General features: G+C 37.8%; 14 protein-coding genes. 11 read left to right on the forward strand and 3 right to left on the reverse strand.

Annotated features, from left to right (window positions below):
- Window positions 1–54 precede the first annotated feature (54 nt).
- From ACO052_RS00080 to ACO052_RS00125, 10 genes are all read left to right on the forward strand, one after another.
- A complete protein-coding gene (locus ACO052_RS00080; protein WP_422105946.1) occupies window positions 55–837 on the forward strand; it encodes a hypothetical protein in 783 nt (260 codons plus the stop codon).
- A gap of 3 nt (window positions 838–840) precedes the next feature.
- Entirely contained in the window at window positions 841–1,455 is a 615-nt protein-coding gene (locus tag ACO052_RS00085; RefSeq protein ID WP_422105947.1) for a deoxynucleoside kinase, read from the forward strand.
- Between the two features lie 145 nt (window positions 1,456–1,600).
- Complete coding sequence (locus ACO052_RS00090; RefSeq protein WP_422105949.1) at window positions 1,601–3,214, forward strand: glutamate synthase-related protein; 1,614 nt, start codon at window positions 1,601–1,603, stop codon at window positions 3,212–3,214.
- 3 nt (window positions 3,215–3,217) lie between these two features.
- Entirely contained in the window at window positions 3,218–3,961 is a 744-nt protein-coding gene (locus ACO052_RS00095; RefSeq protein WP_422105950.1) for a hypothetical protein, read from the forward strand.
- Window positions 3,962–4,007: 46 nt separating this feature from the next.
- The gene (locus ACO052_RS00100) at window positions 4,008–4,514 is read left to right on the forward strand and encodes an outer membrane beta-barrel protein (RefSeq protein WP_422105951.1); all 507 of its coding nucleotides are present in this window, start codon (window positions 4,008–4,010) and stop codon (window positions 4,512–4,514) included.
- Window positions 4,515–4,530: 16 nt separating this feature from the next.
- A complete protein-coding gene (locus tag ACO052_RS00105) occupies window positions 4,531–4,917 on the forward strand; it encodes a hypothetical protein (RefSeq protein ID WP_422105952.1) in 387 nt (128 codons plus the stop codon).
- A 2-nt stretch (window positions 4,918–4,919) separates the two neighbouring features.
- A complete protein-coding gene (locus ACO052_RS00110; protein WP_422105953.1) occupies window positions 4,920–6,872 on the forward strand; it encodes a thiamine pyrophosphate-binding protein in 1,953 nt (650 codons plus the stop codon).
- 212 nt (window positions 6,873–7,084) lie between these two features.
- Window positions 7,085–7,486: a hypothetical protein gene (locus ACO052_RS00115; protein WP_422105955.1), complete on the forward strand. Its 402-nt coding sequence runs from the start codon at window positions 7,085–7,087 to the stop codon at window positions 7,484–7,486.
- Window positions 7,486–8,514 carry a Rieske 2Fe-2S domain-containing protein gene (locus ACO052_RS00120; protein ID WP_422105956.1) on the forward strand — a complete coding sequence of 343 codons (1,029 nt, stop codon included), beginning with the start codon at window positions 7,486–7,488 and terminating at the stop codon, window positions 8,512–8,514. The genes ACO052_RS00115 and ACO052_RS00120 overlap by 1 nt, the downstream gene beginning before the upstream one ends.
- Before the next feature lies 1 nt (window position 8,515).
- Window positions 8,516–9,301, forward strand: coding sequence for a hypothetical protein (locus tag ACO052_RS00125; protein WP_422105957.1), 786 nt, complete (start codon window positions 8,516–8,518; stop codon window positions 9,299–9,301).
- A gap of 4 nt (window positions 9,302–9,305) precedes the next feature.
- Here ACO052_RS00125 and ACO052_RS00130 read toward each other — a convergent pair whose 3' ends face one another.
- From ACO052_RS00130 to ACO052_RS00140, 3 genes are all read right to left on the reverse strand, one after another.
- Complete coding sequence (locus ACO052_RS00130; RefSeq protein ID WP_422105958.1) at window positions 9,306–10,298, reverse strand: App1 family protein; 993 nt, start codon at window positions 10,296–10,298, stop codon at window positions 9,306–9,308.
- Window positions 10,299–10,360: 62 nt separating this feature from the next.
- Window positions 10,361–12,748 (reverse strand): sodium-translocating pyrophosphatase, encoded by a 2,388-nt coding sequence (locus ACO052_RS00135; protein ID WP_422105959.1) that lies wholly within the window; start codon window positions 12,746–12,748, stop codon window positions 10,361–10,363.
- Between the two features lie 124 nt (window positions 12,749–12,872).
- On the reverse strand, window positions 12,873–13,400 hold the full coding sequence (locus ACO052_RS00140; protein ID WP_422105960.1) for an inorganic diphosphatase: 528 nt from the start codon (window positions 13,398–13,400) through the stop codon (window positions 12,873–12,875).
- Window positions 13,401–13,608: 208 nt separating this feature from the next.
- Between ACO052_RS00140 and ACO052_RS00145 the strand changes: the two genes are divergently transcribed.
- Window positions 13,609–14,712, forward strand: coding sequence for a Gfo/Idh/MocA family protein (locus tag ACO052_RS00145; protein WP_422105961.1), 1,104 nt, complete (start codon window positions 13,609–13,611; stop codon window positions 14,710–14,712).
- Window position 14,713: the final 1 nt, after the last annotated feature.

A 14,713-nucleotide genomic window follows, 5' to 3' on the forward strand; every position in this document is an offset into this window, starting at 1 on the left:
TACAAATTGTTTTGAGTTATAGAATGGTGCAATTTTTGTATTTTTCTGTCTCGTATGCGTAAGTTAGTTTATTTATTTTTTGCTTTGAGTCTATCTGTATCGGCACAAGAACAAATACAGATGCAGGCAAAAGACTCTACCCATTTAAAGGCGAAAGCTATTTTTGGGGTTGATACCTTCGGCACATTATATTATGCCACAGACGACAACACCTTTAACAAGAAAACTAAGGACACCACTATTACCTACACCAACTTTCAGCTCGGTGAAATTACAACGGCCAATGCTTTCAACCCCTTAAAAATCAATCTTTTTTACCATGATTTTAATACGGTTGTGATTTTGGATAACCGTTTGGCAGAAGTCTTTAAAATAGATTTTAATACGACACAGCCCTACAAGAATGTAAGCTTTATCTCTACAGGTTTTGACAATACCCTTTGGATTTTTAATCAGGACTTACAACAGCTCGAACTCTATGACTACAAGAGCAATACGATTAGACTAAAAACTGTACCTATACAATCCGACATTTTAGACCTTAAAAGCGATTATAACAATTGCTATATGCTCACCGAAAAGTACCTCTATGTCTATAGTTACTTCGGAAGTTTAATAGCTAAATACCCTAATGACGGTTATGAAAGCTTAGCCTTTAGCAAAGCGCATTTAGCGCTCAAAAAGAAAGATAAGCTCTATTTGCTTTCTAAAAATACAGATGAGATCAAACCTATTTTGCATCCAAATTTGTTAATAAGTCAGTTTTTGGTAACCAATGAAACCTTGTATATTTACCACGACGAAATTCTACGTCAATACCAACTTAAACCAGAATAGACTATGCATGTTGCTGTTGCAGGAAATATAGGAGCAGGTAAAACGACTTTGACCAAATTATTAGCAAAACACTACAGATGGGAGGCCCAATTAGAAGACGTTGTGGACAATCCCTATTTGGACGATTTTTACAACCAAATGGAGCGTTGGAGTTTTAATCTACAGGTTTATTTCTTAAATAGCAGATTTCGTCAGATTAACCAAATTCAAAATAGTGGTAAGGATGTTATTCAAGACCGAACCATTTACGAAGACGCTCATATTTTTGCACCTAATTTGCACGCTATGGGCTTAATGACCAATCGGGATTTTGAGAATTACTCATCACTTTTCGAGCTCATGGAATCCTTTGTTAAAGGTCCAGATTTATTAATTTATCTAAGAAGCACTATCCCAAATTTGGTCGCTCAGATCCATAAACGCGGGCGCGATTACGAAAACACCATTAGTATTGACTACTTAAGCCGTTTGAACGAACGCTACGAAGCTTGGATTACCACCTACAATAAAGGCAAATTGTTGATTATTGACGTCGACAATTTAGATTTTGTAGCTAACCCTGAAGATTTAGGAGGTATTATCAATAAGATTGATGCCGAAATCCACGGTCTGTTCTAATTCTTATTAATTGCTATTACAATTTCGTAGCTAAAATTCATGCGTTTTACCACCTTTTAAATGGCACATAGAGCCATACACTGTAATTAGTGTCTTGTTTTCTCGTCAAAATGATTGTAAATTATACAACTAAACAATCAATCCTATGACGTCAAAAATTGAAATTGCTAAAATTTCAAATCTTCAAGAAAAACAACCGACCTATGCCCTAGTTAAAAATACCGACCTTGTCATTATAAAACATGAAAAAGGCATCTCTGTTCTTTACGGAAGGTGCCATCACAGAGGCGCATTATTGGCCGATGGTTATATCGACGGTCACAACCTTATTTGCGGGGTACACGGTTGGGATTACCGCTACGATACTGGTGTAAGCGAATATAACAATGAGGAGTATTTGCATAAATTTCAGCATGTTATAGAAGGAGATTCACTATTCATTAATGAAGAAGAAATCATAGCCTTCGAAACCGAACATCCCCAACCCTTTAATAGGGACGAATACCTTGGGACTTATGCAGACACACATCCCGAAGACACGGAACCTTATACAGGTTACATCAAAGAACTTGCGAAACACGGTTTAAAAAACATTGGCCATCATGGGTTTTCTGCTTCGATGGGAGTTGATAGAAATACCTTGCCTCAATGGAATGACATACAATTTCTTCCGGCACAATTGGCAACCCGTCCATTATTGGACGAAGAAAAGGTAGCAACACAGGTCGTCATAGGACCAAATGCTAAAAAGCCGCTGGTTTTAGACCTACCAGTTTTTGTGAGTGATATGAGTTTTGGTGCCTTATCCCGAGAAGCAAAAATTGCTTTGAGTAAGGGGGCGGAGATGGCAGGTACGGGAATTTGTTCTGGTGAAGGAGGTATGCTGCCTCAAGAGCAAGCCAATAATTCAAAATATTTTTATGAACTCGCATCAGCACAGTTCGGGTTTTCATGGGACAAATTAGATAAGGTACAAGCCTTTCATTTTAAGGGCGGCCAAGGTGCAAAAACAGGAACTGGAGGTCACTTACCGGGTAATAAAGTCAGCGCTGAGATTGCCGAAGTTAGAGGGTTAAAAGAAGGAGAAACCGCTATATCACCAGCCGCCAATCCAAACTTTCACAGGGTTGAAGACTTTAAAGTGTTTTCAGATAAAGTGAGAGAGCGCACTGGTGGCATTCCTATAGGATTTAAAATTGCGGCCAGTCATATCGAAGACGATATTCAATTTGCCTTAGACGTAGGCGTCGATTACATTATTTTGGATGGTCGTGGTGGTGGAACAGGTTCGGCACCTACGATTTTAAGAGATCACATCAATGTCCCCACCATACCAGCTTTAGCAAGAGCTAGACAGTATTTGGATAAAGTCGGTGCAACAAATGTTACCCTAGTCATTACTGGTGGTTTGCGTGTGGCCGAAGACTTTGCCAAGGCCTTGATGCTTGGGGCCGATGCCATTGCGGTTTCCAACTCAGCATTACAAGCCATTGGTTGTTTGGGTATGCGCGCCTGTGGCACTAATAATTGCCCAGTCGGTATTGCAACACAAAAGGAATCCTTACGGAGCCGTTTAATCATAGAAGCATCAGCAAAACAACTATACAATTATTTTAACGCGACTAATGATCTTATTAAAGTAGTTGCAAGGTCTTGTGGTTATGACGACATCTCCAAATTTAATTTTAATGACCTATCGACTTTTAATATGGACATGCATCGATTAACAGGTATTAATTATGCAGGAATTAAATCTTAAATTATGATTACAATTATGCATATGGCCGCCCAATACTTAGCGACAGCGGCCATAAGTTTTATAGAAAAAAAGGAAGACGATAGCCATACGAATCTGGGGTGGGTCGACCGCTCCTTAGAAACGCACCCCTTTCCAAATGGTGATAGCTTAAAGTTGAATTATGAAAACTTTTCTCTAGAGTGGCAACATCAAAATGGGAATAAAGAACACCTACTCCTTAACCATAAGACGCATAAAGAGATCGTAGAATGGATATCCGAAATAAGTAAAGGTAACGGCATTAATAAACCGTATAGCTACAACCTTCACTATGAATTGCCTTATCCTAAGATTAGTGATTTAACGACCTTCAACTTGACTTCCCAAGATAGGCTTAACGATTTAATAAATCACAGGGATTTAGTACATCAGGTTATCACTCATGTTCTGAAAACCGGTGGTTACGAATCTTCGGTTAGAATTTGGCCACATCATTTTGATACAGGAGCGTTTTTTACTACGCATGATAACCTTGGCATTGGATTGGGAATGGCAATACCCGATAGTTTGATTGATGACTTTTATTTGTATGTCAGTGGATACAAAGGACATGATACTGTGGAGTTACCTTCAGATACAACCTTAGAAAAAGGAAGCTATTACAGCAATGGATGGAACGGGTTTGCACTTCCTGTCACAGGAATTTCAAAGGAAGACGCAAGTTTATTTTTTACAAGCGCTATTAATCAATATACCCAATCATTATAGTGTGTTGACTTCAAAAGTTAAAATAGGAATTTGGTTAATATTTTATTTGTGTTTAAGTACAATAGGTGCACAAGTTGAGCCGCCGACCTTAATGCCAGGGCTTTCAGCGGTATACTCAACAAATTTAGAAGCCGCAGGCCTTAACGCAAGATTGTATTATGCGGCGGACCACCATTACTGTTTTGGACCTGAAGTTTCGTATTTCAAAAAAGACACAGATGACAGTGAAACGACCTTTTTTGAAGCTAACATCAACCTTCATTATATATTAGATTTGGGTCAAGGCATAGGTGTTTATCCATTATCAGGGATTAATTACTCTATCGAAACAGTAGCGGAGAATCACAGTATGGAAATCGAGGAATATACCGAAGAAGGCTTCGGACTGAATCTTGGAGCTGGCTTGCACTATGCTAAAGGAAGATTCTTGTTCTTTTCAGAATATAAATATGTAGTCAGTGAATGGAACGATCATTTTTTTACAATCGGAGCATTGATTAATTTTTCATTATCCAATCACTCAAAAAAAAATCATTTAGAATCAGATGATTAAAAATCTTTCATAACATATGGATCAGTGGTACCTGCCCATAACGATTTTACCAGGAATCGGATTGTTAATCCTTTCCACCTCCAACCAATTAATTGCATTGAGCAATGAAATAGCCGAACGGTTGAAAGTAAAAGATTCAGAAGACGGCATAAGCAAACGAAAGTTAAGTCAGCTGAAACTTCTCAATAAGGGCTTAGTAGGTTTGTATATAGGGGCAGGCGCTATGGTAGCAGCCGGAATTTTTTCAGGATTACAGAACTTCTATAATTTCTCTAACACATTCGGGCTTATCGTTATGTTATTGGGAGTTTTGAGTGTATTTGTGTCCATTAGCTTTTTAATCATTTACTCACTAAGAGCCGTAAAAATAAGACAAGATCAATACAAAAAATCAACAGAATAACCATGAGCACAAAAAAAGTAATCTGGCACAAAGTCCTTGATCATAAAAAAGACCTTCCCGAAGGTCGTGTCAAAACCGTAACCGCAGATCACAAAGGCATTTGCCTTACGCATTACAAAGGAAAGTTTTCTGCCTTAGATAATCGATGTCCGCACCAAGGCGGTCCTTTGGGAGAAGGCTCCATTGAAAATGGCTTACTGCGCTGTCCGTGGCATGGTTGGGATTTTGATCCTTGCTCGGGAAAGCCACCTGGAGGTTACGATGATGGTATCGACACCTTCCCTGTTAAAGAAGAAAATGATGCCATTTACGTCGGATTGGAGGAAGAGGCCCCTCACGAAACCACGGTATCGGATATTATGGTAGAGACCATGGTGAATTGGGGAGTAACAAAGGTTTTTGGGATGGTAGGGCATTCTAATTTAGGCTTTGCCGACGCTATGAGACGTCAAGAAGAAAAAGGAAACCTCAACTTTTATGGTATTCGTCATGAAGGTGCTGCTGCATTTGCGGCCTCAGCTTATGGTAAACTTACGGGTAAACCTGCAGCTTGTTTTTCAATAGCAGGCCCTGGAGCTACGAATATGTACACAGGACTTTGGGACGCTAAAGTAGATCGTGCGCCCATACTAGCACTAACTGGACAAGTAAAAACACAAGTGGTTGGTACTGGTAATTTTCAGGAAGTCGATTTGGTGCAAGGCTTCAATACCGTTGCCGAATTTAACCAACGGGTTCAGCGCGACAGTCGACATGCCGAATTAATGACTCTGGCTGTTAAGCATGCCATTCTAAAGCGTGACGTATCGCACCTCACTTTTCCAGATGAAGTTCAAGAACAAAAAGCGAATCCTAAAGCTAGAGCCAAAGGTCCAAAAAACAGAATTACCACTTTAGATATTGCACCTCCGAAAGAAGCAGTTGCAGATGCTGTTGCGCTTATCAAAAAATCAAAGCGTCCTGTAATTATTATGGGTCATGGTGCACGAGCACACAAAGAAGCAGTTGTAAAATTTGCCGAAAGCCTTAACGCTGCTGCAGTCACAACATTTAAAGGCAAAGGATTAATCGCCGATAACCATCCGCTTGGGGGTGGTGTTTTGGGAAGAAGTGGTACACCCATTGCTTCTTGGTTTATGAATGAAAGCGATTTGCTCATTGTATTTGGGGCATCCTTTTCTAACCATACTGGAATAACACCTAAAAAACCGATTATCCAAGTAGATTTTGACCCATTGGCTTTAAGTAAGTTCCATCAGGTTGAAGTTGCTGTCTTTGGCGAAATATCAAGAACTGTAGAGATTTTTAATGATGAACTAAAAGGCCATATAAACACCATAGATCAAACTGAAGAAATTGCTGAACGCTGGAAGATTTGGAAAGCAGAAAAGGCAAAACGCTTATTAGAGACTTCGGATAATGGTATTAGCTCTATTGCTGTTTTTGACACCATGAATAGACTCACTCCAGATAATGCAGTGATGTGCGTGGATGTTGGTAATAATGCCTATTCTTTTGGACGTTATTTTGAACCTAAGAATCAAGATTTTTTAATGTCTGGCTATCTAGGCTCTATAGGTTTTGCATTACCGTCAGCTATTGGTGCTTGGACCGCAGTTGGTAATTCGCGCCCTGTAATTGCTGTGGCTGGTGATGGAGGGTTATGTCAATATTTAGCTGAGATTACTACGCTTGTAAAATACAATATGCCTATAAAATTAATTGTATTGAACAATCACGAATTAGGTAAAATATCGAAAGAACAACGTGCTGGTGAATTTGATGTTTGGAAAACGTCTTTGTCTAACCCAAATTTTGCGGAATTCGCTGAATCTTGCGGCGCTTGGGGCAAACGTGTTGAAAAACAAGAGGATTTAGAAAGTGCTATGCAAGAGTTATACACACAATCTAAGCCCGGCTTGTTAGAAGTGATGGCCGATGTTAATTTGATTTAATATGGAAATCGTAATTAATATTTTTTTAGCAGTATTAGGAATCTATTTTTTAATCGGAATCCTTTTCGGAATATTTTTTCTTGTGAAAGCTTCAAAAATCGACCCTCTGATGACAAACAGTAAAAAGAAGGTTCGGTTCTTATTATTCCCTGGAGTTGTAGCAACTTGGCCTTTTTTAATTGGAAAATTATTCAAAACTAAAACAGCTTAAGATGACTTCAGGACAACGAAAAGCACATAAATTCATATGGTTGGTTTTAGCCGTTGCTATTCCAATCTTTATGTTTATAACCATAAAAAATTTAGACTTTAATCGATCTGATGATAACGATATTACAGCAGTTAAAACGCTAAACGAGAAGTTTATAAAAACTGCAGAAAATGATCTCATAAAAGTGAATGTCTACAAAAAATATATTGAAGTTATTTTAAAGTCTCCTCTAAAGCATGCTTCTTCTGTTGTTTATGCAACAAGTAATCAAGGTAAGAAAGGGCAAGCACTTGGGCAATTAACTACTGTTGGTATTTATAAATTCAACATAACGGATGTGCCTACAGGACTTTTAGTATATAATCCTTTGAAAGAATTAGAAATTACCAAACTCACTTTTTAATGGCATTAGATTATAAACTGGTTATTTGGAACTCATTCAAAAAGCAATACGACAAGCTTATTGTTGCAAGTATGCTTTTATACATTGTTGTTTTTGCTATAACGACTTTTATCTTCAATTCAGAAACTAGCATTGAAACACTTGTGATTAGAGCCTTTGGTTCTTTAGCTATTATTATGTTGCATATTATTTTAGCAGTAGGGCCTTTAAGCAGAATAAACCATAAGTTTTTACCTATTCTCTACAACAGACGGCATCTTGGTGTAAGCATGTTTATAGCTGCTTTTATCCATGGTGGATTTTCTATTTTTCAATTTCATGCTTTAGGAGATGTCAATCCGATTTATTCTCTTTTTACGTCGAATATGGAATATGGTTCCTTGATTAATTTTCCGTTTCAGGTCTTAGGATTTTTAGCATTACTTATCCTGTTTGTTATGGCTTCAACAAGTCATGATTTTTTCCTCGCTAATCTTTCAGCTAAAGTTTGGAAGCGTTTGCATATGATGGTATACATGGCTTATGCTCTAATTATTGGGCATGTATTTTTAGGTGCTTTTCAGCAGGAAACCTCATCATTCACTATAGGGTTTATGATTTTGGGGTTCATCGTGATTTGTAGTTTGCATCTTATAGCTGCATTTAAAGAACGTAAAGTAGATAAAACCAAAGCAGAAATTGAAGAAGGCTGGTTAAAAGTCTGTAATGTTGATGATATTGAAGAAGATAGAGCTAAGATTTTTACTGTTGAAAACGAACGTGTGGCCATTTTTAAATATGACGGAAAGTTATCAGCTATACACAATGTTTGCAAACATCAAGGTGGTCCTTTGGGCGAAGGGAAAATTATTGATGGTTGTATAACATGTCCTTGGCATGGTTATCAGTACTTACCGCACAATGGACAATCGCCACCTCCTTTTACTGAGAAAGTATCTACATATCAATTACAATTAAAAAACAATATGGTATATATAAAACCACAAGCTTTAGCAGAAGGAACCGAAGTTAAACCAGTACATATATAAGATGGAAGACAACGAATTTTACGTCCCATATATAGAAGGTAGTCTTGGCAGCAAGACCAAAAAAACATTAAAACGATTTATTCTGGCTGCACTGGGCACAGTTATAGTTGGTGCTTTGGTATTCAGTCTTGTTCAAAAACCTTTTAAGAATAGTGCTTTTGAACTCACAAGCACTACCAAAATAACTGGCACTTTCCATGAAAGCCCTTACCCTATGCTTCGTATTCGGTTAGCCAATGATAACTATAAGAACATTTTACTTGTTGGCTTTGGTAAATCGAGTGCCAATCCGTTTTTAGAAAAATTACTGGAAGAAGAAAACAGTTTAAATGGAAAAACCCTATCCATAGAAGGAAATCTCATTTACTATAATGGAAAAACCTTATTGCAAATTACAGATGAAGAAAAGGTGGTTTTAGAGGACAAAAAAGGTAGCATCCCTTCTAAAACCAAAATTGCCGAAATGACTTTTCATGGTGAAATTATAGACCCAAAATGTTATTTTGGTGTTATGAAACCTGGCTTTGGAAAAATTCATCGAAGCTGTGCTGTTAGATGTATTTCAGGTGGTATTCCACCTGTTCTAGCTACCTCAGATAAAAACAACATTTCTGAGTATTATCTCCTCACTGATTTAGGTGGAAACCCTATTAATCACGATGTTTTACCGTTTATAGGAAAACCTTCAGACATTAAAGGGACTGTAGAAAAGCTCGAAGATTGGTATCTATTGAAGATTGACACAAAAAACATCCAGATTCAAAATCAAGATTCAAAAATTTATTAAGGTTTTAAATAAAACCATAGGCCTTCGCATGAGATAAAGCCTCTTCACCAGATTTTACAATGAGAACTGGAACTTCATCGTAACCTTCGAATAATTTAGAAATACGTTGCGTGCGTTTTTTATGTTCAACAGCCCTCAAATAAATCGTCAAAATTCTATTTGGATGCTTTTTTACAACGTCTAAATATATATGCGCATCCTTCTCTCCACAATCCCCAATTAGAATAAACTTTAAATCGGGATACCTATTCAGAATGTTATAGATCTCGTTATACTTATGGGCTAATTCTGGCTTAGGAATCTTATCATAAGGCATTCTAATGTCCCTCAATAGAATAGGACCATCCGGAAAACTATTGACATTTAAGAAGAGTTTTAAATAGAGATATAAGTTCCAAGGGCTATTGCTTACATAGAAGATGGGATTACTGGCATTTCCCGATTTTCCTTTGTGAAGTAGGTGATAAAAATCTGAGGCTCCTTCCAAAGCTTTGCGTTTATGTGGCGTTTTTAATATGGTATTAATGACCACGCGCCACTTTAACTTAGACGTTACACCTGTGTAGAGTATGGTATCATCAATATCACTTATCACGCCGAAGTCCGAATTAACTTTAGGCACAAGCATTCTTCCAAAGAACTTATTATCGTTCTGTATTTTACTTTTATGCGAAGATGCATAAGACACTTCATAATTGAGCCATCTATCATCCGAAATATAGTGATCCAAATCTTGTATCTCCTGCTGTGTTAGATAATAGCCTTCAGCATCCGTATTAAATTTTATAACGTCATCATTAGGCAACTTAATCGACAATGGTGTGTTTCGTATTTCATCCGTTTCGAACCGTTTCCAAGAATTAATAAAGAGACTGACCCAGCTTTTCTTATTTAAATCGATACCCTCATCTTCTAAAGCCCTTCCTTTTAAATATAAATGCGACGCTGTTCCGTAGGAGTCGAACGGAATAATTTGTAATGGATCTTTTTTAAACATTGTATAAAAATAAAAAGCCTCATTAAAATAATGAGGCTTTACATAGTTATATTTATTAAAATCTAATTCTTCTGAATATCTATTTTATCAATAACTCTTTTAATCTCACCTGATTCATTCTTAAGGCTAGCTTCAAATGCTTTAAGTTGTTGCTCTACCTCAGCTTCAGTGCCCTCAAAGGTTTTTGTTTCGGTCATCTCTTCACCATTAACGACTTTAGTATATTCAACCGTAGCCGTAGCATTATTGTCAGAAGTCATCACAATTTCTTTATTGATTTCCTCTTCAGCCGTATAATTTGCTAAGCCTTCTGCAGATAAAGCAATACTTGGTGCAATAACCAATGCTACTACAGACATTAACTTTAATAGAATATTTAATGATGGGCCTGACGTATCTTTAAAAGGATCACCAACGGTATCTCCAACAACTGCCGCTTTATGCGCTTCAGTTCCTTTGCGACCTTGTTCTTCAATCATCTTTTTAGCATTGTCCCATGCACCACCTGCATTAGATTGGAAAATTGCCATCAATACACCACATGTCGTTACACCTGCCAATAGACCACCTAACATTTCAGCACCTCCTAAAAATCCTACAGCAACTGGCACTGCAATAGCTAATAAACCTGGCAATACCATTTCCTTGATAGATGCTGTTGTTGAAATAGCCACACACTTATCATATTCAGCTACACCATCAGCCTCATCAAATGTTTTTCTTTGAGCTTCTGTAGCTTTAGACATATCTGAATCTACAGCTCTCATCACTTCTAAGGCTGCTTTTAATTGAGGAATATCTCTAAATTGACGTCTTACTTCTTCAATCATTGCCATAGCCGCACGACCCACAGCATTCATAGATAATGCAGAAAACACAAATGGTAACATACCTCCAACTAATAAACCTGCCATTACTGTAGGTTTGGAAACATCAATCGCTGTTACTCCGGCTGTTTGCATAAACGCTGCAAATAATGCCAACGCTGTTAATGCCGCAGAAGCAATAGCAAAACCTTTACCTATCGCTGCAGTCGTATTACCAACTGCATCTAATTTGTCTGTACGTTCTCTTACCTCAGGATCTAATTCAGCCATCTCAGCAATTCCCCCTGCATTATCCGAAATTGGTCCATAGGCGTCGACTGCCAATTGAATCCCTGTGTTAGCTAACATCCCTACCGCAGCAATGGCGATACCATACAGTCCAGCAAAATGATGCGATACTAAAATTGCAGCGGCGATTAAGACAATAGGAATCATTGTAGACATCATTCCAACACCTAAACCTGCAATAATAGTTGTAGCTGCACCTGTTTCAGATTGCTTTACAATAGAGTTTACAGGTTTTGTTCCTGTTCCTGTATAATATTCTGTTACTTTACCAACAGCTAGACCTGCAACTAAACCTGCAACTACTGCCCAAAACACACCCATTGAAGAAAATTCAGTTGCTCCAAAAGACCAAGTTTCTGGTAACATTTGATTGATGATAAAATAAGACGCTACTAACATTAAACCTGCTGAACCAAATTCACCAATATTTAATGCCGTTTGTGGATTCCCACCATCTTTAACTCTTACGAAGAATGTACCAATAATTGACATTATAATTCCGATTGCTGCTAAAACCAATGGTAGATAAACAGCGCCTAAGCCATCAAAAGAAGATGCAAAGGCAGGAATTTGAGTAAATGCAGCACCCAGTACCATAGTACCTATGATCGAACCTACATAAGACTCAAATAAATCGGCTCCCATTCCTGCTACATCACCTACATTATCACCTACATTATCCGCAATCGTTGCTGGGTTTAATGGATGATCCTCAGGAATACCTGCTTCTACTTTACCTACTAAATCAGCACCAACGTCAGCAGCTTTTGTATAGATACCACCGCCCACACGAGCAAATAATGCAATAGATGAGGCACCGAGAGAAAAACCTGAAAGTACGTTTAATACTTCTCCTATTTCCCAACCTTGTCCACTATATAGCATAAATAAAGCGCTTAGACCTAAAACACCAAGACCAACAACACCTAATCCCATCACAGCACCACCTGCAAAAGCTACTTCTAATGCTTTTCCTAAAGAAGTTCTTGCCGCACTTGTTGTTCTTACATTTGCTTTTGTAGCCACTTTCATGCCTATAAATCCAGCTAAAGCCGAGCAAATTGCACCTACAATAAAAGATACAGCTACCATTCCATTTGAACCATCCTCAGAACTTCCTTTAAAGTATAGCAAGATAGCTACAGCAACAACAAAAATTGCTAAGATTTTGTACTCCGCTTTTAGGAAAGACATAGCTCCATCCGCAATGTTCTTCGCTATTCTTTTCATTTTATCAGTTCCTTGATCCTGTTTGCTTACCCATGCACTCTTAATGAACACGAATAGCAACGCCAAAACTCCAAAAGCTGGTAATCCTTTAATTAAAATATCCATATAAATATTGTGTTAGTTAGTTTAATTTTTAACGATGCCAAAAATAGAAAAATATACCTGATAAAAAAAGCCACCTTTTAATTAAAGATGGCTTATAAGCTTACTGAGTTTCTGCTAATTATATTTAAATCACAAAAGTCCTTTTCTTTTTGTGCTCACTCTCTTCATAACGCTGTACACATTTATGATAAATCTCTGTGGCTTCTTCTGCATTTCCCCAACCACCAACATCTACTTTTTTCTCTTCAAGATCTTTATATACCTGAAAGAAATGTTCAATTTCCCTCAATCGATGTGGGTTTAAGTCACTTATATCAGAACGCTTACTCCATACAGGATCAGAAACTGGTACACAGATAATCTTCTCATCTGGCCCTTTTTCGTCTGTCATATGAAACACACCTATTGGTCTTACTTCCATAACGACCATAGGATATGATGGTTCAGTAGAAAGGACTAAAACATCTAAGGGATCTTGGTCCAATGCCAATGTTTCTGGTACGAAACCATAATCTCCAGGATACATCATTGAGGAGAACAATGTTCTGTCAAAACGTATTTTATGCAATGTAAAATCATACTCGTACTTATTTCTACTGCCTTTAGGTATCTCTATAAGTACATCAAAGGTCACTTGTTTTTTTTTCGCCATTTTATTTTTATTTATCCCGAATTTGGGGTGGATAATCGATTCTATTTTAAGGGCTGCAAATATATAACAACCTAATAGTTATAACTAAAGAATATCAAATAATTAGTTGTTGTAGCCCATGCAGACTTTAAATAATCGACATTACTAACTAAAGATTTATCAAATTAAACTAAATTTAGAGACCATACTAAAAGCTTACAACCCTTTAATGAAGAATTTAACAATCATCATGTCAATTCTAGTAGTGCTGTGCCTACAAGCCCAAGAACAACCTTTAAAAGTTGGGGTCATCGGGCTCACCCATACCCACGTGCATTGGATCTTCGGTAGTGAACCCAGAGGAGATATTAAAATTGTTGGCATTGTAGAACCCAATAAGGAGCTCGCTCAGAGATATGCAGATCAATACCAGTTCTCCATGGATATGGTATATGACACCATGGAAGAATTGATCTCCAAAACCACCCCTGAAGCTGTCACCGCTTTTGGAACTATCTATGAGCATTTAGAAATTGTTCAGACGGCTGCTCCTAAAGGCATTCATGTTATGGTCGAAAAACCATTGGCCGTAAGTTTAGAACATGCCAAAGAAATGTATGCTCTGGCAAAAAAACACAAGATTCATTTATTAACCAATTATGAGACCACCTGGTATCCTACAACGCATAAAGCCTATGACTTATCAAAGCGCAAAGACAGCATTGGAGCTATTACCAAAATTGTTGTAAGAGATGGGCATAAAGGGCCTAAGAAGATTGGAGTCAATAGTGAGTTTTTAGAATGGCTCACCGATCCCATAAAAAACGGTGGTGGTGCTATTACGGATTTTGGTTGTTATGGCGCTAATATATTGACCTGGTTTATGGATGGTCAACGCCCCAATAGTGTAACTGCCATTACACAGCAGTTGCAGCCAGAGAATAATCCCAAGGTTGATGACGAATCCATAATTCTATTACAATATGATGAGGCTGTAGCTATCATTCAAGGGTCTTGGAACTGGCCTATCGGCAGAAAGGATATGGAAGTTTACGGTTTAAAAGGCGTAATCTACGCCGATAACCGGCATGATTTGCGCATAAGAATAGCTGAGGGCTATGACGGTTATGACGAAAAAACCATGAAACTCGAAGAGCGCGAAGCCCCTTATGACGACCCTTTTGCACTTTTTGCAGCGGTGATAAGAAATAAGATTCAACTCGATGAGTTTGACCTCAACGCATTAGAGAATAATATGATCGTCATGGAAATTCTGGATGCGGCCAAAGAAAGTGCACGATTACAAAAAACCATCCATCTAAAAACCGAATAGC

This window comes from Winogradskyella sp. (assembly GCF_965228925.1).
Lineage (GTDB): Bacteria > Bacteroidota > Bacteroidia > Flavobacteriales > Flavobacteriaceae > Winogradskyella.